Annotated in this window: 25 protein-coding genes; 15 read left to right on the top strand and 10 right to left on the bottom strand. The window is 72.3% G+C overall.

What is annotated here, in order from left to right:
* Positions 1-177 precede the first annotated feature (177 nt).
* The 5 genes from ACFYUV_RS03185 (at position 178) to ACFYUV_RS03165 (ending at position 4,691) form a co-directional block, all read left to right on the top strand.
* Entirely contained in the window at positions 178-1,104 is a 927-nt protein-coding gene (locus tag ACFYUV_RS03185) for a hypothetical protein (protein ID WP_387664286.1), read from the top strand.
* A 78-nt stretch (positions 1,105-1,182) separates the two neighbouring features.
* A complete protein-coding gene (locus tag ACFYUV_RS03180; RefSeq protein WP_364328144.1) occupies positions 1,183-1,782 on the top strand; it encodes a hypothetical protein in 600 nt (199 codons plus the stop codon).
* Between the two features lie 59 nt (positions 1,783-1,841).
* Positions 1,842-2,105, top strand: a complete 264-nt coding sequence (locus tag ACFYUV_RS03175) for a DUF1876 domain-containing protein (protein ID WP_357964681.1) — start codon at positions 1,842-1,844, stop codon at positions 2,103-2,105.
* 82 nt (positions 2,106-2,187) lie between these two features.
* The gene (locus ACFYUV_RS03170) at positions 2,188-3,078 is read left to right on the top strand and encodes an aminoglycoside phosphotransferase family protein (RefSeq protein ID WP_387664283.1); all 891 of its coding nucleotides are present in this window, start codon (positions 2,188-2,190) and stop codon (positions 3,076-3,078) included.
* Positions 3,079-3,155: 77 nt separating this feature from the next.
* Positions 3,156-4,691: an aldehyde dehydrogenase family protein gene (locus ACFYUV_RS03165; protein WP_387664281.1), complete on the top strand. Its 1,536-nt coding sequence runs from the start codon at positions 3,156-3,158 to the stop codon at positions 4,689-4,691.
* 52 nt (positions 4,692-4,743) lie between these two features.
* Here ACFYUV_RS03165 and glnII read toward each other — a convergent pair whose 3' ends face one another.
* Positions 4,744-5,763, bottom strand: a complete 1,020-nt coding sequence (gene glnII / locus ACFYUV_RS03160; RefSeq protein WP_352357156.1) for a glutamine synthetase — start codon at positions 5,761-5,763, stop codon at positions 4,744-4,746.
* Positions 5,764-5,969: 206 nt separating this feature from the next.
* Here glnII and ACFYUV_RS03155 point away from each other — a divergent pair, with 206 nt between their 5' ends.
* Together ACFYUV_RS03155 and ACFYUV_RS03150 are read left to right on the top strand one after the other, a co-directional pair.
* Complete coding sequence (locus tag ACFYUV_RS03155) at positions 5,970-7,424, top strand: LLM class flavin-dependent oxidoreductase (protein ID WP_387664278.1); 1,455 nt, start codon at positions 5,970-5,972, stop codon at positions 7,422-7,424.
* 14 nt (positions 7,425-7,438) lie between these two features.
* Positions 7,439-8,659, top strand: a complete 1,221-nt coding sequence (locus ACFYUV_RS03150; RefSeq protein ID WP_387664276.1) for a TerC family protein — start codon at positions 7,439-7,441, stop codon at positions 8,657-8,659.
* Here the strand turns inward: ACFYUV_RS03150 and ACFYUV_RS03145 are convergent.
* From ACFYUV_RS03145 to ACFYUV_RS03135, 3 genes are read right to left on the bottom strand one after another with little or no spacing between them, the layout of a single operon-like run.
* On the bottom strand, positions 8,652-10,112 hold the full coding sequence (locus tag ACFYUV_RS03145; RefSeq protein WP_358285027.1) for an MFS transporter: 1,461 nt from the start codon (positions 10,110-10,112) through the stop codon (positions 8,652-8,654). The genes ACFYUV_RS03150 and ACFYUV_RS03145 overlap by 8 nt on opposite strands.
* Before the next feature lie 27 nt (positions 10,113-10,139).
* Positions 10,140-13,298 carry an AAA family ATPase gene (locus tag ACFYUV_RS03140; RefSeq protein ID WP_387664273.1) on the bottom strand — a complete coding sequence of 1,053 codons (3,159 nt, stop codon included), beginning with the start codon at positions 13,296-13,298 and terminating at the stop codon, positions 10,140-10,142.
* A gap of 10 nt (positions 13,299-13,308) precedes the next feature.
* Positions 13,309-13,956, bottom strand: coding sequence for a hypothetical protein (locus ACFYUV_RS03135; protein WP_387664271.1), 648 nt, complete (start codon positions 13,954-13,956; stop codon positions 13,309-13,311).
* Positions 13,957-14,248: 292 nt separating this feature from the next.
* Here ACFYUV_RS03135 and ACFYUV_RS03130 point away from each other — a divergent pair, with 292 nt between their 5' ends.
* A complete protein-coding gene (locus ACFYUV_RS03130; protein ID WP_352324894.1) occupies positions 14,249-14,584 on the top strand; it encodes a carboxymuconolactone decarboxylase family protein in 336 nt (111 codons plus the stop codon).
* Here the strand turns inward: ACFYUV_RS03130 and ACFYUV_RS03125 are convergent.
* On the bottom strand, positions 14,544-15,692 hold the full coding sequence (locus ACFYUV_RS03125) for a PQQ-dependent sugar dehydrogenase (RefSeq protein ID WP_387664269.1): 1,149 nt from the start codon (positions 15,690-15,692) through the stop codon (positions 14,544-14,546). The genes ACFYUV_RS03130 and ACFYUV_RS03125 overlap by 41 nt on opposite strands.
* A gap of 46 nt (positions 15,693-15,738) precedes the next feature.
* On the opposite strand from ACFYUV_RS03125, the gene ACFYUV_RS03120 reads away from it, so the two are divergent.
* Positions 15,739-16,491, top strand: a complete 753-nt coding sequence (locus ACFYUV_RS03120) for an SDR family oxidoreductase (RefSeq protein WP_358285009.1) — start codon at positions 15,739-15,741, stop codon at positions 16,489-16,491.
* Positions 16,492-16,605: 114 nt separating this feature from the next.
* Here the strand turns inward: ACFYUV_RS03120 and ACFYUV_RS03115 are convergent, their stop codons facing one another.
* Positions 16,606-17,817 (bottom strand): sn-glycerol-3-phosphate ABC transporter ATP-binding protein UgpC, encoded by a 1,212-nt coding sequence (locus ACFYUV_RS03115; protein WP_352357172.1) that lies wholly within the window; start codon positions 17,815-17,817, stop codon positions 16,606-16,608.
* 174 nt (positions 17,818-17,991) lie between these two features.
* On the opposite strand from ACFYUV_RS03115, the gene ACFYUV_RS03110 reads away from it, so the two are divergent.
* Positions 17,992-19,074: a LacI family DNA-binding transcriptional regulator gene (locus ACFYUV_RS03110; RefSeq protein WP_387664266.1), complete on the top strand. Its 1,083-nt coding sequence runs from the start codon at positions 17,992-17,994 to the stop codon at positions 19,072-19,074.
* A gap of 18 nt (positions 19,075-19,092) precedes the next feature.
* Here the strand turns inward: ACFYUV_RS03110 and ACFYUV_RS03105 are convergent, their stop codons facing one another.
* The gene (locus ACFYUV_RS03105; RefSeq protein WP_387664264.1) at positions 19,093-19,890 is read right to left on the bottom strand and encodes an alpha/beta fold hydrolase; all 798 of its coding nucleotides are present in this window, start codon (positions 19,888-19,890) and stop codon (positions 19,093-19,095) included.
* Positions 19,891-20,046: 156 nt separating this feature from the next.
* On the opposite strand from ACFYUV_RS03105, the gene ACFYUV_RS03100 reads away from it, so the two are divergent.
* A complete protein-coding gene (locus tag ACFYUV_RS03100; protein ID WP_387664262.1) occupies positions 20,047-20,997 on the top strand; it encodes an alpha/beta hydrolase in 951 nt (316 codons plus the stop codon).
* A gap of 38 nt (positions 20,998-21,035) precedes the next feature.
* Complete coding sequence (locus ACFYUV_RS03095) at positions 21,036-22,190, top strand: acyltransferase (RefSeq protein WP_387664260.1); 1,155 nt, start codon at positions 21,036-21,038, stop codon at positions 22,188-22,190.
* Here the strand turns inward: ACFYUV_RS03095 and ACFYUV_RS03090 are convergent.
* Positions 22,187-22,672: a glutathione peroxidase gene (locus ACFYUV_RS03090; protein ID WP_387664258.1), complete on the bottom strand. Its 486-nt coding sequence runs from the start codon at positions 22,670-22,672 to the stop codon at positions 22,187-22,189. The genes ACFYUV_RS03095 and ACFYUV_RS03090 overlap by 4 nt on opposite strands.
* A 187-nt stretch (positions 22,673-22,859) precedes the next feature.
* On the opposite strand from ACFYUV_RS03090, the gene ACFYUV_RS03085 reads away from it, so the two are divergent.
* Complete coding sequence (locus ACFYUV_RS03085; protein ID WP_352324904.1) at positions 22,860-23,255, top strand: transglycosylase SLT domain-containing protein; 396 nt, start codon at positions 22,860-22,862, stop codon at positions 23,253-23,255.
* A 333-nt stretch (positions 23,256-23,588) separates the two neighbouring features.
* On the top strand, positions 23,589-24,044 hold the full coding sequence (locus tag ACFYUV_RS03080; protein WP_352324905.1) for a transglycosylase SLT domain-containing protein: 456 nt from the start codon (positions 23,589-23,591) through the stop codon (positions 24,042-24,044).
* A gap of 42 nt (positions 24,045-24,086) precedes the next feature.
* Here ACFYUV_RS03080 and ACFYUV_RS03075 read toward each other — a convergent pair whose 3' ends face one another.
* A complete protein-coding gene (locus ACFYUV_RS03075) occupies positions 24,087-24,719 on the bottom strand; it encodes a TetR/AcrR family transcriptional regulator C-terminal domain-containing protein (protein ID WP_352357184.1) in 633 nt (210 codons plus the stop codon).
* An 89-nt stretch (positions 24,720-24,808) separates the two neighbouring features.
* Between ACFYUV_RS03075 and ACFYUV_RS03070 the strand changes: the two genes are divergently transcribed.
* Positions 24,809-25,927: a ferritin-like domain-containing protein gene (locus tag ACFYUV_RS03070; RefSeq protein ID WP_387664255.1), complete on the top strand. Its 1,119-nt coding sequence runs from the start codon at positions 24,809-24,811 to the stop codon at positions 25,925-25,927.
* Positions 25,928-25,953: 26 nt separating this feature from the next.
* Here ACFYUV_RS03070 and ACFYUV_RS03065 read toward each other — a convergent pair whose 3' ends face one another.
* Positions 25,954-26,433 carry a nucleoside deaminase gene (locus ACFYUV_RS03065; RefSeq protein WP_364328201.1) on the bottom strand — a complete coding sequence of 160 codons (480 nt, stop codon included), beginning with the start codon at positions 26,431-26,433 and terminating at the stop codon, positions 25,954-25,956.
* Positions 26,434-26,632 lie beyond the last annotated feature (199 nt).

Genomic DNA, 26,632 nt, shown 5'->3' with positions numbered 1-26,632 from the left:
GCAATATCCCGTTCGGAGGTCCCACCAACCGGCCTTGTCCGGCCTGGCGCCCTGCCCTGATCACGTCCAGGCCGTCGTCACAGAACTTGCACGGCGTGTACACGTTCACCCCCCGGGACGCCCGGCGTCCGCCCGTGCGCGGGCGCCGCCTCCCGCTGGACGAGAAGGGGAACCACCATGACCCTGCCCCTCGCCGCGACCCCCGCCGTCGACTCCGCCCCCGCCCGCCGCCGCGGACTCGTGCTGCTGCTCAGCGCCCTGGCGGGATTCCTGCTGACCGTGGTGTGGTCGGCCGAGTTCGTGGACCAGACGATCGGCTCGACGGTCGCCGACACGATGCTCGGCCGCGACGCCGACGCCACCCCCATCGCCGGGACGCTCTCCGGCATCGTGTTCGCCTTCGCCTCCGGCCTGGCGGGCTCGTTCACCGCCTGCAACATCGCCGCGCTCGGCGCGGTCGCGCCCCTGGTCGGGGCCAGGCCGTCGGTCGGCGAACGGATCCGCGGGACGCTGCGCCCGCTCGGCTGGCTGGCGGCCGGCGCGCTGGCCGTGTCCGGCGCGTACGGGGTCGTGGTGGGGATCGTGGGCACCGCCATGCCGCAGTTCGCCACGGCCAGGCCCGCGCCGGGCACCCTGTCCCCCGGCCTGATCCAGGCGATGGTCACCTTCGGGCTGATCGGGCTGGCCTTCCTCTACCTGGGCCTGGCCGCGCTCGGCTACCTGCCCGACCCGCTGGCCCGCCACCCGAGGGCCCGCATGGCCGTCATGGGCGCGCTCATCGGCGGCTTCCTGATCGGCCGCCCGTTCCCGCTGTTCCGCCAGCTCTTCAGGGACGCCGCCGAGAGCCACAACCCCCTGTACGGCGCGCTGGCGTTCATGCTGCAGTCGGCCGGCAACATCGTCGTCATGTCGGTCCTGTTCGTGCTGCTCGCCCTGGCCACCGGGGGCCGCGCGCACCGCTGGCTGACCGCCACCCCGACCCGCCTGGCCCTCGTCACCGGCGCGGCGCTCGTCGTGGCCGGGGTCTTCACCCTTCTGTACTGGGACGTCCGGATCCTGGCCCGCCGCGACCTCATCTGGTACCCGACGGCGCCCTGGAGCTGACCTGCGCGGCGGCGGCCCGCGGGCGGGCTACCGGCCGTTTCTGCGGGAAGGAGGAAAGGTGACCGTGGGAGGTGCGCGATGAGGGCCGTCATGAACGCCGCGATGTTGCGGATCCGCAGGCACCGGCCGGACCGCAACCCGTTGCGCCGCCGCTCCGACCGGCTGGAGAGCGCCGGGCTGGCGGTGGCGGTGCTCCTCGTCCTGCTGAGCGTCTGGCCGGCCGTGCTGGCCGGCCGGGTCACCTACGAGGGCGGCCTGCGCGAGGCGCGCGTGGGCCCCGGCTTCCGGCAACAGGTGACCGCGACGACGCTGCGGGAGCCGCGGCCCGTGCGGCCGTCGTTCGGCGAGGCGGCGACCACCATGGTCCCGGCGAGCTGGACCACCCCGGCGGGCGTGGCCAGGACCGGGCAGGTGCAGGTGCCGGCCGGCACGCGGGTGGGCCAGACCGTCCCCCTGTGGATCGACGGCGAGGGCGACCCCACGACGCCGCCGCCGAGCCGCACGGACGTGGTCCTGCGTGGCGTGGGCATGGCGGCGTTCGTCCAGGTGCTGGCCTTCCTGCTGGTGCTGGGGGCCGTCGCGGCGCTGCGCCGGCTGCTGGACCGGCGCAGGTACGCCGACTGGGACGCGGCCTGGATCCGCGCCAACGACCGCTGGCGCCGCCCGCGCCGCCCGTAGCCGGGTCATGCGGTTTACCGCCGTGTGTCCGGGCAGCCGTACGCGGGAGGAGGCGAGCCATGGAAGCCAAGGAGTGGACGGTCCGGATCAGCCTGGCCGAGGACGGCGACGACACCTCGGCGCGGGCGGTCCTGACCGTCCCGGACGGCACGCGGGTCGAAGGGTCGGGCCACGCCCGCCGCAACCCGGCCGACCCGTCCATGCCCGAGGTCGGGGACGAGCTGGCCGTCGCGCGGGCGCTGGCCGACCTGGCCGGCCGGCTGTCCAGCGACGCCCGGCACGAGCTCGGCGACGGCGGCCCGGTGCCGACCAGGTCGTGGTGAGGGCCGCGATATCGACTTGACGCGCCCGCCCCCGGTCCGCTGACATGGCCCCCGCGGATCGTACGGACCGGAGGGGACGCGCATGGGCGGCAGGATGCACGCGGACGAGGCCGACATCGACGAGGCCCTCGTCCGGCGGCTGCTGGCCGCGCAGTTCCCGCGGTGGGCCGGTCTCCCGCTGCGCCGTTTCCCCTCCTCCGGCACCGTCAACGCGGTCTTCCGGCTCGGCGACGACCTGGCCGTCCGCCTGCCGCGCGTCAAGCAGGGCGTCGGCGACGTCGCCAGGGAGGGGCGGTGGCTGCCGCTGCTGGCCCCCGCGCTGCCCGTCCCGATCCCCGCGGTGCTCGGCCAGGGCCTGCCGGGTGAGGGGTTCCCCTGGCCGTGGTCGGTGTGCCGGTGGCTGGACGGCGACAACCCGGAGGCCGGGGCGCTCTCCGGGGACGGCGAGGCGCTGGCCGCCGATCTGGCGGCGTTCGTCGCCGCGCTGCGCGAGGTCGAGCCCGCCGGAGCGCCCGGCGCCTACCGGGGCGGCCCGCTGTCCCGCCTCGACGAGGCCACCCGGGCCGCGATCGGCGAGCTCGACGGCATGATCGACACCGCCGCCGCCACGGCCGCCTGGAAGGACGCGCTGAGCGCGCCCGCATGGCAGGGCGGGCCCGTCTGGGTGCACGCCGACCTGATGCCGGGCAACCTGCTGGTTCGCGACGGCCGGCTGAGCGGGGTCATCGACTGGGGCACGGCCGGCGCGGGCGACCCGGCCTGCGACCTGATCCCGGCCTGGAACCTGCTGCCGCCCGCCGCCCGCGAGGTCTTCCGGGCCGCGCTCGGCGCCGACGACGCCACCTGGGCACGCGGCCGCGGCCGGGCCCTGTCCATGGCGCTCATCCAGCTCCCCTACTACAAGGACACCAACCCGGCCATGGCGGCCAACGCCCGGCACGTGATCCGCGAGGTGCTCGGCAGCCCGCGCTGAACCGCACGCTGACGGGATTCTTGGGTTTTTTCCGGCGAGATGATTGTCTGTCCGGAGGAACTACGAGGAGGCCACCGGTGAGCCGTCAGATCGTGTCAATCGTGGGTGGGAAGGACACCACCGGCGAGAGCGTGTACGAGTCGACCAATCCCGCCCGCCCCGGCGAGGTCGTGGCCCGGGTCGGCCTGGCCGACGCCGCCGCGTTCGCCGCCGCCTGCCGCACCGCCAAGGAGGCCCAGCGCGAGTGGGCCAAGGTGCCGCCGCCGGTGCGCGGCCGGGTGATCGCCTCCATCGGGCGGCTGGTCGAGGCCAACGCCGAGAGCCTGGCCCGCCTGGTCACCCGGGAGATCGGCAAGCCGTACGCCGAGGCGCTGGGCGAGGTGCGGGAGATCGTCGACACCTGTGACTTCTTCCTGGGCGAGGGCCGCCGGCTCTACGGGCAGACCGTTCCGTCGGAGATGCCGGACAAGAACCTGTTCACCTTCCGCAACCCGGTCGGGGTCGCCGCGGTGATCACGGCGGGCAACTTCCCCGTGGCCGTGCCGTCCTGGTACCTCGTGCCCGCGCTGCTGTGCGGCAACGCCGTGGTATGGAAGCCCGCCGAGTACGCCGCCGCCTCCGCCGAGGCCATGTACCGGCTGTTCGCCGCCTCGGGGCTGCCCGACGGGGTGCTCAACGTGGTCTTCGCCGACGGCGCGCAGACCTTCGCGGGGCTGGAGCTGGCCCTGGAGGAGGGCAGCGTGCACAAGGTCGGCTTCACCGGGTCGAGCGAGGTCGGCAGGAAGGTCGGCGAACTGGCCGGGCGCCACCTGCAGTCGGCGTGCCTGGAGCTCGGCGGCAAGAACCCGATGGTGATCATGCCGGACGCCGACCTCGACCTGGCCGTCGAGGGCGCGCTGTTCTCCGGCTTCGGCACCGCCGGCCAGCGCTGCACCAGCCTGGGCACGGTCATCGTGCACGAGAGCGTGCACGACGAGTTCGTCGAGCGGTTCGCGCGGGCGGCCGCGGCGGCCAGGATCGGCGACCCCGAGCAGGACGTGCTGGCCGGCCCGCTGCTCGACCAGAAGTTCGCCGACCGGTACGAGGAGTACCTGACCTGGATCCAGCCCCACCACGAGGTCGTCTCGGGCAGCACGGGCAGGATCACCGAGGACAACCCGCGCGGCGACTTCGACGGCGACGGCGGCCTCTACTACCACCCGGTCATCGTCGACGGCGTGCGGCCCGGCGACCGGCTGTTCCTGGAGGAGACGTTCGGCCCGATCGTCGGCGTGACCACCTTCTCCACCCTGGACGAGGCCGTCGAGCTGGCCAACCGCCCCGGTTACGGCCTGTCGAGCTCGATCTACACGACCAACCCCAAGCACGCCTTCCGCTTCCGCGAGGGCATCTCGGCCGGCATGGTCAGCGTCAACAACTCCACCTCCGGCGCCGAGGCCCACCTGCCCTTCGGCGGCAACGGCAAGTCGGGCAACGGCAGCCGCCAGTCGGGCATGTGGGTGCTCGACCAGTTCACCCGCTGGCAGGCGATGAACTGGGACTTCTCGGGCCGGCTGCAGAAGGCCCAGATGGACGTGGCGGAGATCGTCCCGGACCTGGAGTTCCGGATCTGAGACGCAAGAAGCCGCCCCCGGCCGGGGGCGGCTTCTCAGGTGTGCGGGCGGATCAGACCTGGCCGGCCTTCTCCAGGGCCTCGCAGCAGGTGTTCACCAGCAGGCGGGTGACCACGTACGGGTCCACGTTGGCGTTCGGGCGACGGTCCTCGATGTAGCCCTTCTTGTCCACCTCGACCTGCCACGGGATGCGCACGGACGCGCCGCGGTTGGACACGCCGTAGGTGTACTTGTTCCACGGGGCGGTCTCGTGGTGGCCGGTCAGGCGCAGCTCGATGTCGGCGCCGTACTGGGAGACGTGCTCCATGGGCTTGTCGCCCTCGCCGAGCGCCTCGCAGGCGGTGATGATGGCGTCGTAGCTCTCGCGCATCGCCTTGGTGGAGAAGTTGGTGTGCGCGCCGGCGCCGTTCCAGTCGCCGCGGGCGGGCTTGGCGTCGAGGGTGGCCTCGACGCCGAACTCCTCGGCCGTCCGGTAGAGCAGGTAGCGGGCGACCCACATGTGGTCGGAGACCTCAAGGGGGCCGGCCGGGCCGATCTGGAACTCCCACTGGCCGGGCATGACCTCGGCGTTGATGCCGGAGACGGCCAGGCCGGCCGCCAGGCAGCGGTCGAGGTGCAGCTCGACGATGTCGCGGCCGAACACGGCCTCGGCGCCCACGCCGCAGTAGTAGTGGCCCTGCGGGGCGGGGAAGCCGCCCTCGGGGAAGCCGAGCGGGCGGCTGCCCTTGAAGAAGGTGTACTCCTGCTCGATGCCGAACCAGGACTCCTGGTCGGCGTACCGCTCGGCGATCGGGCGCAGCAGGGCGCGGGTGTTGCTGGAGTGGGGCGTCCCGTCGATCTCCTCGACCTCGCACAGCACGAGCACGTTGTCGCCGCCGCGGATCGGGTCGGGGCAGGTGAACACCGGGCGGAGCACGCGGTCGGAGGCGTGGCCCTGGGCCTGGTTGGTGCTGGAGCCGTCGAAGCCCCAGACCGGAGGCTCGGCACCGTCGGCCAGGATCTTCGTCTTCGAGCGCAGCAGAGCGGTGGGCTCGGTGCCGTCGATCCAGATGTACTCAGCCTTGTAGCTCACGGTGATCCTTTCGGGATTTCTCTCAGCCACGCCGAGTCTTATGGATGGCCATTTCCCGGTTTTTGCCCGAATGTGAACGCCGTGTTAATCGTGCCGCCACCCGTTCCGCTATTAGGGGGTAAATCCAATAAAGGCGGTTAGCTGGGGCAGGTCGGCCGTCCGGGGGACGGCGGCCGTGCGACGATCGAGGCCGGGGGATGATGATCATGGAGGATGTCTGGTTCGGCGCGCTGCTCGCGCCCGAGGCGGCGGACGGCGACCGGGTCCTGCGGCACGCCGAGCTCGCCGACCGGCTCGGCCTGGACCTGGTCGGCGTCCAGGACCACCCCTACCAGGCGGGATTCCTCGACTCCTGGACCCTGCTGGCCACCATCGCGCAGCGCACCGAGCGCGTCCGGCTGGTGCCCGACGTGGCGAACCTGCCGCTGCGACCGCCCGCCGTGCTGGCCAGGGCCGCCGCCTCGCTGGACATCCTCAGTGGCGGCCGCGTGGAGCTGGGGCTCGGCGCGGGCGCGCTGTGGGACGCCATCGCCGCCATGGGCGGCCCCCGGCTCTCCCCCGGCGAGTCGATCGAGGCGCTGGCCGAGGCGATCACCGTCATCCGGGCGCTGTGGACGCCGGGCGACCCGGTGACCTTCTCCGGCGGCCACCACCGGCTGGCGGGCGCGCGGCCCGGCCCGTTCCCGCCGCACCCGATCGGGATCTGGATCGGCGCGACCGGGCGGCGGATGCTGGAGCTGACCGGCCGCACGGGCGACGGCTGGCTGACCTCGTCCTTCCACAGTCCGCCCGAGGCGGTGACCGCGCAGGCCAGGATCCTCGACGCGGCCGCCGCGGACGCCGGGCGCGACCCGGCGGCGATCCGCAAGGTCTACAACCTCGGCGGCAGCCTGTCGCCGCTGCCCGGCGCGGGCTTCCTCGACGGGCCCGCCGCCCTGTGGGCCGAGCAGCTCACGGAGCTGGTGTTCGAGGCGGGCATGAGCGGGTTCGTGCTGGCCCCGGGGGTGGAGGCCGAGCGTGATCTGCGGGTGTTCGCCGAGGAGGTCGCGCCCGCCGTACGGGCGGCCGTGGCCAGGGAGCGCGGCCGGCCCGCGCCCGAGCCGGTCCGCCGGCCGCTGACGATCCCCGACCTGGACGAGCCCGGCCGGCCCAGGACGGCCGGCGGCGACCCCGCGCCCCTGACCGCCGACCAGGCCCGGCTCGGCCGCCGTCTGGTGGACGTGCACGACGGCTACCGCGCCCAGCTCCGCCAGGTCAGGGACGCGGTCGAGCAGGTCGCCGCCGAGACCGCGGCCCCGCGCCAGGACGGCGACCGGCTCGCGCTGCGCCAGAACCACTGGACGCTCGGCGTGTTCTGCGCGACCTTCCGCCGCCTGCTGACCGTGCACCACGACGTCGAGCACGGCAGCACCTTCCCCGCCCTCACCGAGCGCGACCCCGCCCTGGAGCCGGTGGTCAAGAAGCTGGAACAGGAGCACGAGGTCATCGCCGAGCTGCTGGACCGCCTGGACCGGGCGTGCGCGGAGATGATCGCCGACCCGGCCAGGATCGACCGGGTCCGGGCCGGCGTCGAACGGCTCTCGCAGGCCCTGGCCTCGCACTTCGCCTACGAGGAGGCGGAACTGGCCGAGCCGGTCGGCCGCCTGGAGATCCGCCTCTAGCCCGAGGAGCGTTCGTGGACGTGTCCGCGCCCGTGTGGTGGCTGACGATCCTGGGGATCGCCGGCCTGCTGCTGTTCGACTTCTTCTTCCACGTACGGCAGGCGCACGTCCCCGCGCTGCGCGAGGCGGCCGTCTGGTCGGCCCTGTACGTCGGGGTCGCCCTGCTGTTCGGCGTGGGCGTGTGGGCGTTCGGCGGCGCCGAGCCGGGCGCGGAGTACTTCGCCGGGTACGTGACGGAGAAGGCGCTGTCGGTCGACAACCTGTTCGTCTTCCTCGTCATCATGGCGAGCTTCCGGGTGCCGCGCGCCGACCAGCAGAAGGCCCTGCTGTTCGGCATCGTCTTCTCGCTGATCGCCAGGACCGGGTTCATCCTCCTCGGCGCCGCGATGATCGAGACGTTCGCCTGGGTGTTCTACGTCTTCAGCCTGATCCTGCTGCTCACGGCGGGCAACCTGCTGCGGCCCGAGGGCGGCGAGGGCCACACCGACAACGTCATGGTCCGCCTGGCCCGCGGGCTGTTCCGCGCCACCGACAGCTACGACGGCGACCGGCTGTTCACGGTGGTGGACGGCCGCCGGGTGATGACGCCGATGTTGCTGGTCATGATCGCCCTGGCCGGCACCGACGTGCTGTTCGCTCTCGACTCCATCCCGGCCATCTTCGGCCTCACCCAGAACGTCTACCTCGTCTTCACCGCCACCGCCTTCTCCCTGCTGGGGCTGCGGCAGCTCTACTTCCTCATCGACGGCCTGCTCGACCGGCTCATCTACCTCGCCTACGGGCTGGCGGTCATCCTGGCCTTCATCGGCGTCAAGCTCGGGCTGCACGCGCTGCACGAGAACAACGTGCCGTTCATCAACGACGGCGAGCCGGTGAACGTCACCGAGATCAGCACCGGGCTGTCCCTGTCGGTGATCGTCGGCGTGCTGCTGGTCACCGTGGCCGCCTCGCTGGCCAGCCCCCGCGGCCGGGCGCAGAACGTGGTGTCGGCCGTCCGCCGGCACGCCCAGGACTACCTGGACGTGGAGAAGGACCCGGCGCGGCGCGAGGAGGTCTACCACGACCTGCTCGCGGCCGAGGCGCGGCTGGGCGAGCTGCCGGAGCGGCAGCGCGCCGGCGTCGCCCGGGACGAGCGGCTGGCCGCCCTGGTGGCGCGGGCGCACGCCGAGCACCAGGCCGGGCACCAGGCCGGGCACCAGGGCGGGCCCCAGGGCGGGCAGGGCCCGGCTAGGTAGGGGTGGCCTGGCGGGAGGTCAGCGGGGCCGCGATGTGCTCCAGCGGCGTGCGCTCGGCCTTCACCCCGAAGACGATCTCCACCAGTCCGGCCGCCACCATCATCCCGGCGCCGAAGCAGTAGCCGTAGAACAGCCGGGTGGGGTCGGGGTTGCGCTGGTCGCCGATGAGCGAGGCGAAGACCGTCGGCCCGAACGCGCCCGCGACCTGCCCGAGCGCGAAGAAGATGGCGATGGCCTGGGCCCGCAGCTCGATCGGGAAGATCTCGCTCACGGTCAGGTACGCCGAGCTGGCCGCCGCCGAGGCGATGAAGAAGATCACCGACCAGAGCACGGTCTGCGTGACCGCCGTCAGCATCCCCTCCTTGAACAGCCACCCGGTCACCGCCAGCAGCAGCCCCGAGGTGATGTACGTGGCCGAGATCATCTGTCTGCGCCCGACGGTGTCGAACAGCCTGCCGAGCAGCAGCGGCCCGAGCAGGTTCCCGGCCGCGAAGGCGAACATGTACTGCGGCACCGAGCCCGCCGGGACGCCGTAGAAGTGCGTCAGGACCAGCGAGTAGGTGAAGAACACGGCGTTGTAGAGGAACGACTGGCAGATCATCAGCGTCGCCCCCAGCACCGAGCGTTCCGGGTACGTGCGGAACAACGTCCTGGCGACCTGCGACAGCGGCGCGTGATGCTCGGGGACGATCTCCAGCGCCTGCTCCTGCGGCACCGGCTCCAGCCTGACCCGGTCCTCCCGCTCGACCTCCCGCTCGATGCGGGCGACGACCAGCTCGGCCTCCTCCTCGCGGCCGTGCGTCATCAGCCAGCGCGGGCTCTCCGGCAGATGCCGGCGCAGCCCCCAGATGGCCAGGCCGATCACCGGCCCGACCGCGAACCCGAGCCGCCAGGCCCAGTCGGGGTCCAGCGGCCCGCCTGGGTGCAGCAGCAGGAACGTGGCCGAGGTGGCCAGCAGCGAGCCCAGCCAGTAGGTGCCGTTGATGGCCAGGTCGACGTGGCCCCGGTAGTGGGAGGGGATCATCTCGTCGATGGCGGAGTTGACGGCCGCGTACTCGCCGCCGATGCCCGCCCCCGCCACGAAACGCAGCACCAGGAAGCTCCACAGGTCCCACGACAGGGCGGTCAGGCCGCTGGCGACCAGGTAGATGCCGAGCGTGAGGATGAACAGCTTCCGGCGGCCGAGCCGGTCGGACAGCCAGCCGAAGTAGAGCGCGCCGGCCACCTGGCCGATCAGGTAGACGGTGGCCGACAGGCCCACCTCGGCGGAGGTGAAGCCGAGCGTGTCGGGGCGCTGCAGGAACGCCCCGACGTTGCTGGCGATGGTGATCTCCAGCCCGTCGAGCACCCAGGCCACGCCGAGCGCGATCACCAGCCGGGTGTGGAACGGCGCCCACGGCAGGCGGTCCATGCGGGCGGGGACCAGGCTGCGTACGACGCCGTCCTTGCTCATACGTCCTTACTCTAAGTGATCACATGATCACCCATCGGCCCGGGTCCCGTTGCCGTTGCCGTTGCCGGTGCCGTCGTAGCCGAGCAGCCGCATGGCGGTGTCCGGGTCCATGGCCGCGGCCAGCAGCTGGGCCCGCCGGTGGGCCTCATCGCGCTCGCGTTCCGCCTTGGCCTGCGCCGTCCGTACGCCCCTGACCACCACGAACGCGAGCCCGGCGCCCACGACCACCCCGACGACCACGACGAACAGCAGGAGCAGCAGGGCCGGCGAGGCGAGCGCGGGAGCCGCCGCGACGTCGGCGCCCGCGCCGGGCACCGCGCCGGTCACCGCCAGCGCCGCGATCAGGGCCAGCGCGATCAGCCCGAGCAGGCTGGCCACGACCAGCCAGGCCCGTCCGGCGCGCCGCCGCGGCCGGGCCTCGGCGACCGCCCCGGGGACGGGCCCGAAGCCCGCGTGCGGGCCGGCGGCCGGAATCCCCGCCGGGACCGCCTGGACCACTGACGGGCCCGCTGATGGGACTGCTGACGGGATTGCGGCGGCCCGCGGGCCTGGCGCCCACGGCACGAACTCGGGCCGATCACCGCCCTGTTCGACGCCCTGCCCGACACCCTGCCCGACACCCTGCCCGACACCCTGCCCGACGCCCTGCCCGACGCCCTGCCCGACGCCCTGGTCGATCCGGGTGACCTCGGCCGTGATCACCTGCGCCACGGCCGGGCCGGCGCCCGCGGCCGGGGCGGCGAAGGCGACCGCCCGGGGCGCGGCCTCCTCCTCCACCGGGCCGGGCAGCTCGCGCTCGATGCGGCTGTGCTCCTTGTGCGCCCTGGCCGCGTCGTGGTGGTAGTCCTCCAGCTGCTCGTAGAGCTCGTCGGAGGCGTAGATCGTGCCGTCCACGAGCGGTCCGCGCTCGCCGCGGATGACGGCCACCACGTCGTCGCCGTTGAGCGTCTTGTGCGTCTCCAGAGCGTGCGCCAGGCACAGCACCTGCCTGCGGTGCTCCTCCAGCAGCCGCTCGGTCTTCTCCAGCAGCCGCACCAGGTTGAACTCGATGCGCTCGCCCAGCACGTCGGGGGTCAGGTCGGGCGCGGCGCGCACCGGCTCGCGCTCGGTGATGCCGATGCCGCCTCCCCCGCCGCCCCGGCCGCGCATGGCCTTGCCGCCGTGGATCTCCAGCTCCTGGAGCGCGGGCAGCGACGTGACGCCGGAGCCCATCCCCCAGTACGACTCCATGAGCGCGGTGAGGAACGTGGCCGCGTGCAGGTCGCCGGAGACGCCGGAGGAGTTGTCCTCGCCGAAGAACATGCGCTCGCCGGCCAGCGAGGCCAGGGAGACCATGATGTCGGCCTCGTACTCGGACTTCCAGCGGGTGAACTGGTCCTCGGGCTTGATCGAGGCGACCATGCCCAGGTAGTCGGCGCCCTTCTCGATGGTGGCGATGTCGATCTCCAGATGGAACCGGGTCACGTACGCCACCACGGCGTGGCACGCCTCGTGCACGGCCACGGCGTGCCGCTCGCGCTCGATGTACTCGACGTCCTCGGGCGGGCCGAGCTGCTTGAGCCGCTTGGCGCGCAGCACGTCCGACCAGGTGATGACCTCCCGGCCGTCGCGGATGGCGGTGATCAGCGACTCGTTGACCAGGTCCTTGATCGTGGCCCCGGTCGCGTACGGCGTGATCGTGGCCAGCTTGTCGATCTGCTCCCCGGTGAGCTCGTGCTCGACCTTGTCGAAATAGCCCTGGTACGTCCGCACCCGCCCGGCCTTGGACGGGTAGCCGACCTTGTAGATGCGGTCGATGCGGCCCGGCCGCAGCAGCGCCTCGTCCAGCGCGTCGGGCCGGTTGGTGGCCATCATGACGAGGATGCGGTATTTGGGCGGCGGCTTGGGCCGCATCCCGAGCAGCCGCCTGACCAGCCGGTTGAAGAAGCCGCGCGGCTTCTTGAGCCCGGACAGCTCGGTGAGCAGCGCCTGGAGGGTGCCGGGGTCGCCGCTGTTCATCATGCCGCCGCCGGCGAAGAAGCGCTCGCGCCAGGTGCCCGGCGGGTCGGCGGCCTCCCGCCGGCCCTTGTAGGCCAGCACCGAGCGGCTCTCCTCCGACAGGTACGTCATCCCGTGGCAGCCGGAGTGCGCAGTGAAGCCGGAGTGCCCGGACAAGCCTGAGTGCCCGGACAAGCCGGTGTGCGCCGAGAAGCCGCCCTGCCCGGGCGGACCCTGCTGGGCCAGCTTGCCGCGCTTGCCGAGCGAGTCGGCCTCGTCGAAGAAGACGATCACGCCGCCGTACCGCAGCGCCAGCTTGCGCAGCTTCCTGAACAGGCCCTTCACCTTCAGGATGCCGACGCCCATGAACATGTTCGTGAAGGCTCCCGGATCCACGAACACGTACGGCTTGCCGGTCTCGCCGGCCACGGCCTCGGCCATCAGCGTCTTGCCGGTGCCCGGCGGGCCCCACAGCAGCAGGCCGCTGGGCACGTACCCGCCGCGCCGCTCGATCTCGTCGGGCCTCTCCAGGAAGACGATGTTCTCCTGGACCCGCTCGACCACGTGGTCCTGTCCCCAGACGTCGGCGAAGCGGGTCTTGATGTCGTCGGGGAAGTACGTCTCCACGCCGCCCCTGGACAGGAACCAGAACAGGCCGACGAACTGGATGATGACGAAGAAGAACAGGAAGACGATCTGCAGCAGGAACGGCAGCGCCTGCCAGATCAGCGTCGGCGCCTGCAACAGGGCGACGAACGGGCTGACGTCCAGCACCGCCCCCGCCACGAGCGCGGTCAGCGTGACGAAGAAGGCGATCTTCAGGGCTCTGGAGATGCGGTACCTGGTCCAGTCGTCGAAGCGCCGGTGCGTCCACCGCTCGAACCCGCCGAAGACCTTCTGGCTCCAGAACCGGTGGTAGCCCGACCAGTGCTCGCTGACCAGGAAGTGCAGTTGCCGCAGGGCCTCGGCGCCGAGCAGCCAGAAGATCCACTGGTACTCGTAGCCGATCTTCCAGGCCGCCTCGGGGAAGGTCACGACGCCCGTCCAGTCGGCCATCACCTTCCAGGTGAGGATCAGGTAGGCCAGGACCAGCGCGACGAGGAACTTGCTCCGGTCCCAGAACTGCATCTTCTTCCTGGTCACGGAGTCGGGGTCGGAGGGCCCGCTGCCGGGGGCGCGCAGCCCTTCGTGCTGAACGGTGGTGGTCACTGACGTCCCCTCATCCGGGCAGCCGGAGCAGCTTGAACGAACCCGCGATCTTGTCGAACTCGGCGCCGCGCTCGCGATAGCAGGTCGCCCGGCAGCCGATGAGCATGACCGAGACCGTCGCGCCCCTCTCGTCGAGGATCGCGGTCTGGTCGAACGTCTGGACGTCGGCGCCGATCTGGTAGTTGAAGCGCACCCGTACGCCTCTGGCGCCGTTCTCCAGGGCGAGGACGTCATCGCTGAGGAGCTCGAACTTGGCGAACATCGGCGGCCGGCCGGTGGTCATGGCCTGCTGCTCGTACAGCTCGCGCATCGGGTCCGTCACGGGCAGCACGAAGTCGCGCAGCCGGTTGAGCGAGATCGCGTCCCGCTGCTGCTCGGTGAGCTTGTGCACGGTGGCGTACACGAACGGGTCGGACGAGCTCAGCAGATGGTTGACCGACGGCTCGGCCGACTGGTCGAAGGCCGTGGACCAGACCCGCTGCGCGCGTGTCGCCGCCGCCAGCGAACCGGGTCGGTCACCCGTCAGATACAGTTCGATCGGATTGGCGTTGAGCTGCGTGAACGAGGCGGGCACCTTGAAATAGGTGGTGCCTTCCCTGTCCCGTACGTAGGTGAACTCCGGCTGCCCGCACGCCGGCAGCACGAAAACCGCGACCATGAGCGCGATCCAAGCCCGTGTCCTTTTCACCAGGGCTTACCTCCGCTTTACGGACCAACGCAGTTGTTGTGCCCGCTTTCATGCGGAATGAGGCCGGATGCACGATGAGAAATCTTGACCAAATCTTGGCCATTGATTGGCTTTACTTGTTACAGATCACCAAATGGTGGTATGAGCCAGGTCGCCACACTCTACGGTCGCCCGGGATACAACGTTCGTGCAACCCCCATTGGTAGACCACAGGAAGTAGCAAAGGATATGAGGACGCCCATCCCGAGCCTCGGAGCGCACCATGAAAGAACCCGCGATGGAGACCGTCGACTCCTTCGGCATGACGGCTGAGCGGCAGTTCGCCGACCTGTGGTCGAGGACCGCCCTGTCGGTCAAGGAGCGCCGGCTGCTGCTGCTCGGGCTGCTCGTCGGACAGGGGCTCGACGAGCTGACCGCCGTGCAGCTCGACGTCGCGCTGCGGGCGGGCGACCTGAGCGAGAGCGAGCTGCGCGAGGTGGTGGTCTTCCTGACCCACTACGCCGGCTGGACCCGCGGATCGCGGCTCAACGACCAGGTCGAGGAGCTGATCGAGCGGGTCAGGCAGGCTCGATCCGGTAGAGCGGACCCCGCAGGCTGAGCGCGTACAGCTCGCCGTCGAGCCCCTCCCCGAAGGAGGAGAGCTGCTCGACCCGGCCGATCTCGGCCGCCTTCGACGGCTCGGCCGCGGGCGCGGCCCTGACCCAGCCGGCGCAGAAGTCCCCGTACAGGAAGCTGCCGCGCAGCCAGGGCAGCGCGGCGCCGCGGTAGACGTACCCGGCGATCACCGAGCAGCTGCCGTCCTTGTGCAGGGGGTAGGTGATGACCGGCTCGGTCAGGCCGCGGCCCGTGCCGCCGCGGAAGGGCCGCCCGCCCTCGCGCAGGTTCCAGCCGTAGTTCTCGCCGCCCTTGGAGGCGGCCGGCTGGCGGTCGACCTCCTCCACCTCGTCCTGGCCGACGTCGCCGATCCACAGGTCGCCGCTGTGCCGGTCGAAGCCGAACCGCCAGGGGTTGCGCAGGCCGTAGGCCCAGATCTCGGGCCGCGCGCCGTCCTGTCCGGCGAACGGGTTGTCCCGCGGCACCTTGTACGGCCTGCCGCGCGGGTCGATGCGCAGGATCTTGCCCAGCAGCGTGCCGAGGTCCTGGCCGTTGCCCTGCGGGTCGCCCGCGCTGCCGCCGTCGCCGAGCCCGACGTAGAGATGGCCGTCAGGGCCGAAGGCGAGCTGGCCGCCGTTGTGGTTGGCGTACGGCTGCTCCTGGGTGAGCACGTCGCGCCGGCCGGTGGCGCGCCGGCCGTCGAAGGCCCATTCGGTGACGTGGGTGGCGCCGCGGGTGTCGGTCCAGTCGAGGTAGAGCCAGCGGCCGGAGGGATGGAAGGCCACGCCGAGCAGGCCCTGCTCGTTGCCGCCGCTCACCTCGCCCGACAGGTCGACGATGACGTCGCCGTCCGTGGCGCGCAGCCGGCCGCCCTGCTCGGCGACGTAGAGCCGGGCCTCGCCCTTGCGCGCGGCGAGGGCGACCGGCCGTTCGAACCGGCCGAGCTCGCGGAAGCGCACCTGCCGGGGAGCGCTCTTCGGCTCGGGGCTCGCCGGCGGAGAAGGCCGGGTGGAGGCCGGCGGGGCGGCGGACACGGTGGCCGGGCCGGGCGGGGACGAGGCGGCCGAGCAGGCGGTGAGGGCTAGGAGGAGCACGGCCGCGAGGGGGCGCACGCCGTCCATACTCGCACGCCCGACCGGGGACGTTAAGGTTCAGGACATGCCTACCGCATTGATCACGGGCGCCACCGCCGGCATCGGCGCCGCGTTCGCCCGCCGCCTGGCCGCCGACGCCTGCTCGCTCGTCCTGGTCGCGCGCGACGAGCAGCGGCTCGTCCAGGTCGCCGACCAGCTCAGGCTCAGGTACGGCGTGGACGTCGAGGTGCTGCCCGCCGACCTGGCCACCGAGGAGGGCCTGGCCAGGGTCGAGTCGAGGCTCCGCGACGGCGTCGACCTGCTGGTGAACAACGCCGGTTTCGGCCACCCCGGCGACTTCCTGAAGGTGCCGGTCGAGGACGAGCTGCGCATGCTGAAGGTCCACTGCGAGGCCGTGCTGCGGCTCACCCTGGCGGCGCTGCCCGCGATGCGCAAGCGCGACCGGGGCGCGGTGATCAACGTGGCGTCGGTCGCGGCGTTCTTCTCCCGCGGCACCTACAGCGCCTCGAAGGCGTGGGTGGTCAACTTCAGCGAGTCGGCGGCCAACGACGTGCGCAACCCGCGGATCAAGATCATGGCGCTGTGCCCGGGTTTCGTGCGCACCGAGTTCCACCAGCGGGCGTCCATGGACACCTCGGGCATCCCGGGGTTCCTGTGGCTGAAGGCCGACAACGTGGTCAGGGACGCCATGCGCGACCTCGCGCTCGGCAAGCGGGTCTCGGTGCCCGACCTGCGCTACAAGGCCATCGTGGCGATCGGCAAGCTGGTGCCGCACAACCTGGCCGGGCGCGTCTCGGCCAGGCTCGGCCGCCGCTGACCTCGGCGCGTACCACAACAAGGTGGGCCCCCGCCGCGGGAGGGGGTCGCGGTGGGGGCCCGGGACGGCCGTGAGTGACTCACGGCCGGGAACCGGAAGATCCGGCGGGCTCTGCTAGCGGTTGGCCTCGTGGCCGATGGCCAGGCCGCTCGTCGGGTCGAAGAAGTGCAGGTTGTGCGTGTCCAGGACCAGGTCGATGCGCTGGCCGGGGCGCACGTGGCTGCGGGCGTTGACGCGGGCGGTCCACAGGGACTTGTCGCCCACGAGCGGCAGCGCCGCCTCCTCGTCGTCGCCCGTGTCGGCGGCGGCGACGGTGTCCTTGTGCTCGACCGGCGGGGCGTCGATCAGGAACAGCACGTTGATCTCGGAGCCCAGCTCCTCGGTGACCTCCGCCTTGACGGGCAGGGTGGCCCAGCCGTTGGCGTGGTTGCCGGCCGAGTTGGCGTCCTCGAAGTCCGACGGGCGGATGCCGAGGATGACCTTCTTGCCGATGTACTGGTCGAGGCCCGGCTTGTCGGCGAAGGCCGAGTCGGGGATCGGCAGGCTGATGTCGGCGAAGCGCACGACCGCGCCGTTGTCGCGGGCCAGCTCGGCGGTGACGAAGTTCATCGAGGGCGAGCCCATGAAGCCGGCGACGAACAGGTTGACCGGCTTGTCGAACAGGTTCTGCGGGGTGTCGACCTGCTGGAGCAGACCGTCGCGCAGGACGCAGACCCGGTCGCCGAGGGTCATGGCCTCGACCTGGTCGTGGGTGACGTACACGGTGGTGACGCCGAGGCGCTCGTGCAGGGTGTTGAGCGAGGCGCGCATGGAGACGCGGAGCTTGGCGTCGAGGTTCGACAGCGGCTCGTCCATGAGGAAGGCCTGCGGCTCGCGGACGATGGCGCGGCCCATGGCGACACGCTGGCGCTGACCACCGGACAGAGCGGCCGGCTTGCGCTTGAGGTAGGTCTCCAGGCCGAGCATCTTGGCGGCCTCGTTGACCCGCTTCTGGATCTCCGGCTTGGGCATCTTGCGGAGCTTGAGGCCGAAGGCGAGGTTCTCCTCGACCGTCATGTGCGGGTAGAGCGCGTAGTTCTGGAAGACCATCGCGATGTCGCGGTCCTTCGGCGGAAGGTGGTTGACCACCTTGTCGCCGATGGCGATCTCGCCGCCGCTGATGTCCTCAAGGCCGGCGATCATCCGGAGCGCGGTCGACTTACCGCAACCCGATGGGCCCACCAGCACCATGAACTCGCCGTCCTTGATCTCAAGGTTCAGCCCGTTCACGGCCTTCACGCCACCGGCGTAGATCTTGTCGACGTTCGTCAGAACGATGGATGCCATGACATTCCTTCGCGCTCCAGGGCGATCGGCCCGGACGTTGGTTCTCGGTTCCCGTGGATACGTTTTCACGTATCTCACCCGAAACGGACATCGGTGTCAAGGGGTACCGCGTGACCAGCCTTTGTAGGACCGATGGTCTTCCGGTGACCTGGAATCCATGATGGAATCGTTTCCATGGAGAAGCGGGCGACGATCAAGGATGTGGCCGAGGCGGCGGGCGTCGGCGTCGCGACCGTGTCCCGGGTGCTGTCGGGCGGCTCGGCCAGCCCCAGCACCAGGGAACGGGTGCTGGCCGTCGCCGCCCAGCTCGACTACCGGCCCAGCGCGCTCGGCCGCAACCTGCGCCAGCGCCGCACCGGCGGCCTGGGCCTGCTGGTGCCCGACCTCACCGACACCTTCTACGGGCAGCTCTGCGAGGGCGTGCTCGCCTGCGCCCGGTCGGCGGGCGAGCCGGTCGTGCTGGGCTCGACGGGCGGCGACCCCGAGCAGGAGGCGGAGCTGATCGGCATGCTGCTCGAACAGAGCGTCGACCGGGTGATCGCGGTGCCCTCCGGCGACGCCGAGACCTGGGCCCCCGCGCTCAGGGCGGGCATGACGGTGGTCTTCGCCGACCGCCTGCCGCCCGAGGCCGGGCGCGACGGCGACCGCGACCCCGCCGAGAGCGCCCTCGACGATCTCATGCTCCTCGACGGCGTGGCCCCGCGCGGGCGCGTCCCCGAGGGCGCCGCGCGTCCGCTCGACGTGCCCGCCGTGCTGGCCGACGACCGCGCCGGCATCCGTACGGCCGTGCGCTACCTGCGGGGCCTCGGCCACCGGCGCGTCGCCTTCCTCGGCGGCCCCGGCCACGACCGGCGGGCCGCCGCCTTCCGCGAGGCCGTGGGCGCGCCGGTGGACGAGGAGCTGGTGGTGTTCGGCACCGGCAGCCGCGACTCGGCGTACGCCGCCGCCTCCGGCCTGTTCCAGAGCCGTCCCGACCTGTCGGCCGTCGTCGCGGGCGGGAACGTCCTGGGCGAGGCGGCCGTGCTGGCCGCCCGCGAGCTCGACCTGCGGGTGCCGAAGGACGTGTCGCTGGTGATGTACGACGACGTGCCCTGGGCCGAGCTGTGCGCCCCGCCGCTGACCGTGATCGCCCAGCCCGGCCGGGACATGGGGTACCGGGCCTGCGAGCTGGTGCTGCGCGAGGGCACCCGGCGGGCGCGCACGGTGGTGCTGCCCACCGAGCTGATCATCCGCGGGAGCTGCGGCCCCCGCAGGTGACCGGCGGGCGGCACGCGCTCAGCTCTCGCCGAGGACGTCCCGCGCGTGCGCCTCGATCACCTGGGCCACTTCCTGAGGCGCTCTCAGGTGCGCGCCGTGCCCCTGCCCGTGCAGCGTGACGCGCCGGGCGCCGGGGATCGTCTCCCGCAGGGCGTCGAGCCGCGCGCCGAGATGGGCGGGGCTGCGGTCGCCGCCGAGCAGCACCACCGGCGTGCGGATCGCCGCGTACGCCGCCCGCCGGTCGCCCAGGGCGTCGATCGCCAGCAGGTCGTCGATCTGGCGGGGCGCGCGCAGCCGCGTCGGCCGATGGCAGGCCACCGCCACGGAGGTCAGCCAGGAGATCGCCGGCGACAGGCCCACCACGTCCCTGAAGAAGATCCGCATCGCCCGGCCCGGCCGGCCCGCCGCCACTGCGGCCGCGGCCGCCTGGCCGGCCGCGCCGCCGAGCGAGGGTCCGAGGGCGACGGGCGGCTCGTACAGGACCGCGCCCGCGAAGGCGTCCGGCGCGAGGAGCAGGGACTCCAGCGCGGCCACCGCGCCGGAGGAATGCCCGACGAGCAGGACGGGCCCGCCGAGCGCGGCCGCCACCGCCACCGCGTCGGCGGCCTCCTGCGCCATGGTGGCGGGCCCGGCCAGGTCCGGCCGGTACTGGCGGCGCCGGACGCGCACCACGCGGAACCGCGGCGCGAGCAGCGCCGCGACCTTGGCCCACTGGGTGCCGTCGTCGAGCCCCGCGTGCAGGACGAGGACGGCCGGTCCCTGCCCCTCCTCGACCACCCGGACGTCGGTCCCGTCGGCGGATGTCACCGTGAGCATGGCGCCTCCTCAGTGCGGCCACTGTACGCCTCCTCAGCCCCGTAGTACCTCAGAGCTACGCGAAAGGTGCATCCCCCAGCGGGAAGCCGACTACAAGGCGTGATCCCTACCTTCGGTGCCGGAAGGAAGAACCGGCACGGAAGGGGACCACCCGCCATGGCATCGCTCAGGAACCGCCTGCTCGCCGCGCTCGTCACCGCTTCGGTGGCGGTGCCCGCGTCCGGCGCCGGCGGGTCCGCGGGGGTGCCCGCGCCCGTTCCCGCCGCCGTGGCGCCGCTGCGCGCCGCGGCCCCCGCCGCGCTGGCCGCCGAGCTGACCGAGCGGTACGCCGCCGGGCGCGCCACCGTGCTGGCCGCCGAGCGCACCGCCGCCGCGCGGGGGCACCGCCTGCGGGCGGCGGCGCTGCGGGCCATGGCCGGCCCGTCGCGCACGTTCCTGTCCTTCGACGGGCGCGACGGCGGCCGCACCGTGGAGGTCTTCGGCGACCTGGCGACGGCCCGGCGGATCGCCGTCCTGGTGCCCGGCTCCGACACGAACCTCGACCGGTACGGCCGCCTGCACGCCGGCGCGACGCGGCTGCGCGAGGCGCTCGGCGACGGCTCGGCGGTCATCGCCTGGGCCGGGTACCGCACTCCCGGCACGCTCAGCCTGGACGTGCTGACGCCCGCGCGGGCCGACGAGGCCGTGCCCGGGCTGCGCGCGTTCGTCCGGGAGCTGCGTGCGCTCAAACCCGGCGCCCGGCTGTCGCTCGTGTGCCACTCCTACGGCTCGGTGGTGTGCGGACGGGCCGCGCCCGGCCTGGACGTGGCCGACATCGTCCTGATGGGCAGCCCCGGCGCGGGCGTCCCCGACGTCGCCGCCATGCGCACCCGCGCGGTCGTGTGGGCCGGGCGCGGCGCCGCCGACTGGATCGCCGGCGTGCCCCACGCGCTGGTCGAGCTGCCGTTCGTCACGGTCGGGCTGGGGGCCGACCCGGTCTCGCCCGGGTTCGGCGCCCGCGTCTTCGCGGCGGGCGACGGCGGCCACAGCGACTACCTGCGGCCCGGCTCCCCCGCCCTGACGGCCGTAGCCCGCATCGTCTCCGGAGAGGCCGCCAGCGATGTCTGACTCCTCCCCCCGCGTCGTCTCCGGAGAGGCCGCCCGCAATGTCTGACTCCTCCCTCCGCACCCGCTCCGGGCCGCGCGGGCTCGCCGCCCGCATCGAGGCCGGGACGCCGCCGGAGCGCGACCGGGCCCTGGACGCGCTGCGGGCCCTGGCCATCCTCGGGGTGGTGGCCGGGCACTGGCTGGTGACCGCCGTGGTCAGCGACAGCGGCAGCCTGCGCGTCACCAGCCCGCTCAAGTACCTGCCGCAGCTCGCCCCGATGTCGTGGGCGTTCCAGATGCTGGCGATCTTCTTCCTGGTGGGCGGCCTGGTCGGGGCGAAGGGCCACCGGTCGGCGCGGGCGGCCGGCATCGGCTACGTCCCGTGGCTGCGCGGCCGGTTGGGGCGGCTGTTCCGCCCGGTGGCGGTCGTCGCGGCGGTGTGGGCCGTGGCGGCGGTCGCGATGCTCGCCTCCGGGGTGCCGCTGGAGGACGTGCGGCTGCTGGTCAGGATGGCGGCGGCGCCGATGTGGTTCCTGCTGGTGTTCGCCGCGCTGACGGCCGCCACGCCGCTGGCCGCCCGGCTGCACCCGGCCTGGCCGCTCGCGGCGGTGGCGGCCTGCGACGCGGTGCGGTTCGGGCCCGGCGGCCCGGAGTGGTTGTGGTGGGTGAACCTGGCGGCCGGGTGGCTGGTGCCGTACTGCCTGGGCGCGGCCTGGGCCGGCGGGCGGCTGCGGAGCCGGGCCACCGGCTGGACGCTGCTGACCGGCGGCGCGGCCACGGCCCTGGCGCTGGTGGTGTGGGGCGGCTACCCGGCGACCATGGTCGGGGTGCCGGGCGCCCCGGTCTCCAATCTGGACCCGCCCTCGCTCGCGGCCGTCAGCTTCGGGCTCGCCCAGTGCGGCGCGGCGCTGCTGCTGCTCGGCCCGCTGCGCCGGCTGCTGCGCCGCCCCGCCGTCTGGGCGTCCGTGGCCGTGGCGAACCTGGCCGCGATGACGATCTTCCTCTGGCACCAGACCGCGCTGATCGCGGTGACCGAGCTCGGCCTGCTGGCGAGCCGGGCGCTCCTGGAGAGCCGGGCGCTGCCCGGCCTGCACACCCCGCCCGAGGAGCTCGGGTGGGTGGCGGCCCGGCTGGCCTGGCTGCCGGCGTTCGCGGTGGCGCTGCTGGTGTGCTGCGCCGCCTTCCACGCCTACGAGCGCCGGCGGCCCCGCTAGAGCAGCTTCTCGATGGCCGCGACGACGGCCGGGTCGTCGGGGGCGGTGCGGGGACGGAAGCGGGCCACGACGTTGCCCTCGCGGTCGAGCAGGAACTTCTCGAAGTTCCACTGGACGTCGCCCGCCGCGCCCTCCTCGTCGGCCGTCTCGGTGAGCTCGGCGTAGAGCGGGTGGCGGCCGGGGCCGTTGACGTCGACCTTGGCCAGCAGCGGGAAGTCGACGCCGTAGGTCGCCGAGCAGAACTCCTGGATCTCCTCCGCCGTGCCGGGCTCCTGGCCGGCGAACTGGTTGCAGGGCACGCCGACCACGCTGAAGCCGCGCGGGCCGAAGTCCTGCTGGAGCTGGACCAGGCCGGCGTACTGCGGGGTCAGGCCGCAGCGGGAGGCCACGTTGACCAGCAGCACGGCCTTGTCGCCGGCGAGGTCGCCGAGCGTGGTGGGGTCGTCGGCGAGGGTGCGGAGCGGGATGTCGCGAAGGCTCATGATCTGAAGCTTACAGAACGACGCCCGCCGCAGATTGTGACCTATTCCTCATTTTTCCCACGAAACCCCTGAATATCAATATGTCGCGATCTTGGAATTGAGCCTGATTTTTCATGGTCAATTAGGAAATGTGGGCGTTTGTCAGGCAGGGTGACGCGGTCCCCGTCCCCTTCGAAAGGGAATCCGCATGCCCATGCTCCGCCGTACCGGTGTCCTGGTCCTCGCCGCAACGCTCGCGACGGTGACCGGCACCACGGCCGCACAGGCGCAGAGCTCCCAGAGCAGTGGCAGGAACAAAGCCATCGCCAAGTCCCTGGTCGCCCAGCGCGGCTGGGGCGCCGCGAGCTACGGCTGCCTGGTCAGGCTCTGGGCCAGAGAGAGCGGCTGGAACCACAGGGCCGGCAACCGGTCGGGCGCCTACGGCATCCCGCAGGCGCTTCCGGGCCACAAGATGGCCTCCTCGGGCGCCGACTGGCGCACGAACCCGCGCACCCAGATCCGGTGGGGTCTGGGCTACATCAAGCAGCGGTACGGCTCGCCGTGTCGCGCGTGGGCGCACTTCCAATCCCACAGTTGGTACTGAGCCAAACCCCAGGTACGTCCGCGTTTTTACTCAAGGACATGCCATATAGGCGACGGGCCGGGCAATCCTGGCCCAGCGAGATCGCCCTTTATCCGAATTGAGCGCGCAAACACCTGTCCTTCGCGTGTCGAGATCGCGGCCCGCGGTCACGGCCCGTAATAGGAATCGTGCTTGAGGACACGTCGTGGCGCCTTCCGGGCCGTCCAGCACGATCGGGCGGTACAGGATCCCGGGAGGCCGCGCGGACCCTCCGCGTCCGAGCCACGGACGCGGACCGGCAGGGCGCTCCCGAGGGGGCGCCCGTCCGCACGCGACCCGAAAGCAAGGATCGCCTTGGACAGCAAACGCGTGCTCAGCGGCACTCTTCTCACTATCAGCGCGTTCGGCGTCAGCACCGGCCCGGCCTGGGCGGAGTCCCGGCCTCCGGTGATCAAGATGCGGACCTGGACAACGTCAGCGCAACCGAAGATCGCGGCCGTACGGCCCGCCGGAAGAAACAAGAAGATCGCCCTGGGACAGGTCGTCCAGCGCGCGTGGAACTACCGGGAGTTCCGCTGCCTGGACAACCTGTGGACCAGGGAGAGCAATTGGAACCACCACGCGCTCAACCGGTCGTCGGGCGCCTACGGGATCCCGCAGGCGCTGCCCGCGGGCAAGATGAGCGGCGCGGGCAAGGACTGGCGGTCCAACCCCGAGACGCAGATCCGCTGGGGCCTGGCCTACATCAAGGGAAGGTACGGCAGGCCCTGCGGCGCCTGGGGGCACTGGCAGTCGCACAACTGGTACTGATCTCGCGTGCCGGAGGGCATCCGGGCCCGCCCGGGTGCCCTCCTACTGACCCGCGTGCACCGCGATGGCCTGGATGAGCAGTTCGACCCCGAACTCGAACTCCGCCTCGTGGTCGCACTCGGCCAGCAGCGGCGCCAGCGCGCTCACCTCGGGGAACAACGCCGGATCGACGACGGCGGCCTCGACCGTGCGGCTGTGGACGGGCGCGAAGGTGGGCGTCACGCCGACCTCGCGCAGCAGCGAGCCCACGATGAAGGCGATGAACATGCGCAACATCCGGACGGCGTCGGGCCCGTCGAAGCCCGCGCCGCGCAGCGTGGCCAGCGCCCGCTCGACCGGCAGCAGCCCGGCGTGGGAGTGGAGCTGGCGGCTGACCACCACCATGGTCGAGCGCGGATGGTGATGGGCGATCTGCCGGAAGGCCCGCGCCTGCGCCCGCACCCGGTCGGTCCAGTGGGCGTCGGGGTCGTCGGTGAACTCGATGCCGCTCAGCACGCTCTCGGCCACGCCGTTGAGCAGGGCGTCCTTGTTCGGCACGTGGTTGTAGAGGGACATCACGCCGACGCCGAGCTCGGCCGCGATGCGGCGCATGGAGACCGCGTCGGCGCCCTCGCGCTCGATGAGGTCGATGGCCGCGGCCACGATGCGGGGCCTGGACAGGGGCTCGGTGGTCATAGCTCATTCTATTGACGCACGTACACCGTACGTGCAAGGGTCGAGCCGTGGACGTACACCGTACGTAATCCCCCTCGCGGAGGTCCCCCATGTCGACGCACGATCTCTACACCCTCCCCGCCGAGCTCTCCACCTGGGACGTCGGCATGGCCGGCGCCAGCCGGTTCACCTGGGAGTACGACGAGGGCCGCGACCGCATGCTGGCCTTGTACCAGAAGGGCAAGGACAAGCAGTGGGACTCGGCCAAGCGCATCGACTGGGACCTGGAGGTGGACCCGTACAACGTGCTCGGGATCCCCGACAACACGATCGCCATCCACGACACCCCGCTGTGGCACCGGCTCGGCCCCCAGCAGCGCCAGGACGTGCGGCTGCACGGCGCGGCCTGGCAGTTCTCCCAGTTCCTGCACGGCGAGCAGGGCGCGATGATCTGCTCGGCCCGGATCGTGGAGTCGGTGCCCGACCTGGACTCCAAGTTCTACGCCGCCACCCAGACCATGGACGAGGCCCGCCACGCCGAGACCTACGCCCGCTTCCTCCAGGAGAAGGTGGGCCTGGCGTACCCGATCAACGAGCACCTCAAGGCGCTGCTGGAGAGCACGCTCAGCGACTCCCGCTGGGACATGCCCTACCTCGGCATGCAGGTGCTCATCGAGGGCCTGGCCCTGGCCGCGTTCGGCGTCATGCGCGACATCACCACCAAGCCGTTGCCCAAGCAGATCCTCGCGTACGTGATGCAGGACGAGGCCCGGCACGTCGCCTTCGGCCGGATGGCGCTGCGCGACTACTACAAGAACCTGTCGGAGTCCGAGTTGCGCGAGCGCGAGGACTTCGTCATCGAGGGCTGCTACCTCATGCGCGACCGGCTGCGCGGCGCGGAGTCCTGGGAGCACCTGGGCCTGTCCAGGGCCGAGACCGACGAGGTCATGCGGGCCACCGACCAGTCGGAGTACCTGCGGCTGTTCCGCTCGCTGCTGTTCAGCAGGATCGTGCCGTGCGTCAAGGACATCGGGCTGTGGAGCCCGCGGCTGCAGCAGGCGTACGCCGACATGGGCGTGCTGGAGATGGCCGGCCAGTCGCTCGACGCCCTCATGAAGCAGGACGAGGACATCGCCGACAAGCTGGACGCCGCCCGCTTCGCCGCCGAGGAGGCCGAGCGGCACGCCGAGGTCGCCGACACGATCGCCCTCGGCACGTCCACCCCCTGACCGGCCCGCCCGGCCGGGCGGCGTCCTCAGCGTCCGCCGTGGAAGCGGCGGTGCAGCTCGCGCACCTGCCCGGCCAGCTCCGGGACGGGCCCGTCCACCGGGACGCCCGGCGCGACGGCGTTGACCGGCAGCGTGCTCACCGGCGGCGCCGGCACGCCCAGCTCCGCCAGCCAGCCGCCGAGCTGCTCCGACGACGCCACATAGACGATGCGCCCGAGGCCCACCCAGGCGTGGGCCGCCGCGCACATCGGGCAGTGCTCGCCGGAGGTGTAGACGGTGGCCGCCGCCCGCTCCTGGGGGGTCAGGTTGGCCGCCGCCCACCGCGCCAGCTCGAACTCCGGATGCCGGGTGCGGTCGCCCCCGGCCACCCGGTTGTGGTCCTCGGCCAGCACGGCGCCGTCCGCGGCGACCAGCACGGACCCGAAGGGCTCGTCGCCCGACTCCAGCGCCTCGGTGGCCAGCTCGACACAGCGCCGCAGGTACGGCAGTTCACTCTCGTCGATCATCGCGACTTCCCGTCCGGTGAGAATGGTGAGCGGAAAGGACAGCTCCGCCTTGGCCCGGGCCGCGCCCGAGCCGCAGGTGGCAGTGTGCCCGGCCGTCCGGACGACGGCGGGCGCGGGGTCGCCGGACGCGCCGTGAGGGTCTCGTTTCTGCCCGCAACCTGCAGAAACCCCCACATTTACCGCAAAAAATGGGTTGATC

The organism is Nonomuraea sp. NPDC003560 (assembly GCF_042878785.1).
In the GTDB taxonomy this organism is placed as follows: domain Bacteria; phylum Actinomycetota; class Actinomycetes; order Streptosporangiales; family Streptosporangiaceae; genus Nonomuraea.
Note: the sequence above shows the minus strand (reverse complement) of the source record. Positions and strands in the feature narration are given on the sequence as shown.

Bases quoted from the DNA above. Each gene is read 5' to 3' on its own strand.
- ACFYUV_RS03130 (WP_352324894.1), top strand. From the start codon at position 14,249: ATGAAAGAACCCGCGATGGAGACCGTCGACTCCTTCGGCATGACGGCT.
- ACFYUV_RS03110 (WP_387664266.1), top strand. From the start codon at position 17,992: ATGGAGAAGCGGGCGACGATCAAGGATGTGGCCGAGGCGGCGGGCGTC.
- ACFYUV_RS03180 (WP_364328144.1), top strand. From the start codon at position 1,183: ATGAGGGCCGTCATGAACGCCGCGATGTTGCGGATCCGCAGGCACCGG.
- ACFYUV_RS03105 (WP_387664264.1), bottom strand. From the start codon at position 19,890: ATGCTCACGGTGACATCCGCCGACGGGACCGACGTCCGGGTGGTCGAG.
- ACFYUV_RS03100 (WP_387664262.1), top strand. From the start codon at position 20,047: ATGGCATCGCTCAGGAACCGCCTGCTCGCCGCGCTCGTCACCGCTTCG.
- ACFYUV_RS03135 (WP_387664271.1), bottom strand. From the start codon at position 13,956: ATGGTCGCGGTTTTCGTGCTGCCGGCGTGCGGGCAGCCGGAGTTCACC.
- ACFYUV_RS03120 (WP_358285009.1), top strand. From the start codon at position 15,739: ATGCCTACCGCATTGATCACGGGCGCCACCGCCGGCATCGGCGCCGCG.
- ACFYUV_RS03175 (WP_357964681.1), top strand. From the start codon at position 1,842: ATGGAAGCCAAGGAGTGGACGGTCCGGATCAGCCTGGCCGAGGACGGC.
- ACFYUV_RS03170 (WP_387664283.1), top strand. From the start codon at position 2,188: ATGGGCGGCAGGATGCACGCGGACGAGGCCGACATCGACGAGGCCCTC.
- ACFYUV_RS03085 (WP_352324904.1), top strand. From the start codon at position 22,860: ATGCCCATGCTCCGCCGTACCGGTGTCCTGGTCCTCGCCGCAACGCTC.
- ACFYUV_RS03095 (WP_387664260.1), top strand. From the start codon at position 21,036: ATGTCTGACTCCTCCCTCCGCACCCGCTCCGGGCCGCGCGGGCTCGCC.
- ACFYUV_RS03185 (WP_387664286.1), top strand. From the start codon at position 178: ATGACCCTGCCCCTCGCCGCGACCCCCGCCGTCGACTCCGCCCCCGCC.
- ACFYUV_RS03075 (WP_352357184.1), bottom strand. From the start codon at position 24,719: ATGACCACCGAGCCCCTGTCCAGGCCCCGCATCGTGGCCGCGGCCATC.
- ACFYUV_RS03115 (WP_352357172.1), bottom strand. From the start codon at position 17,817: ATGGCATCCATCGTTCTGACGAACGTCGACAAGATCTACGCCGGTGGC.
- ACFYUV_RS03155 (WP_387664278.1), top strand. From the start codon at position 5,970: ATGGAGGATGTCTGGTTCGGCGCGCTGCTCGCGCCCGAGGCGGCGGAC.
- ACFYUV_RS03090 (WP_387664258.1), bottom strand. From the start codon at position 22,672: ATGAGCCTTCGCGACATCCCGCTCCGCACCCTCGCCGACGACCCCACC.
- ACFYUV_RS03145 (WP_358285027.1), bottom strand. From the start codon at position 10,112: ATGAGCAAGGACGGCGTCGTACGCAGCCTGGTCCCCGCCCGCATGGAC.
- ACFYUV_RS03065 (WP_364328201.1), bottom strand. From the start codon at position 26,433: ATGATCGACGAGAGTGAACTGCCGTACCTGCGGCGCTGTGTCGAGCTG.
- ACFYUV_RS03070 (WP_387664255.1), top strand. From the start codon at position 24,809: ATGTCGACGCACGATCTCTACACCCTCCCCGCCGAGCTCTCCACCTGG.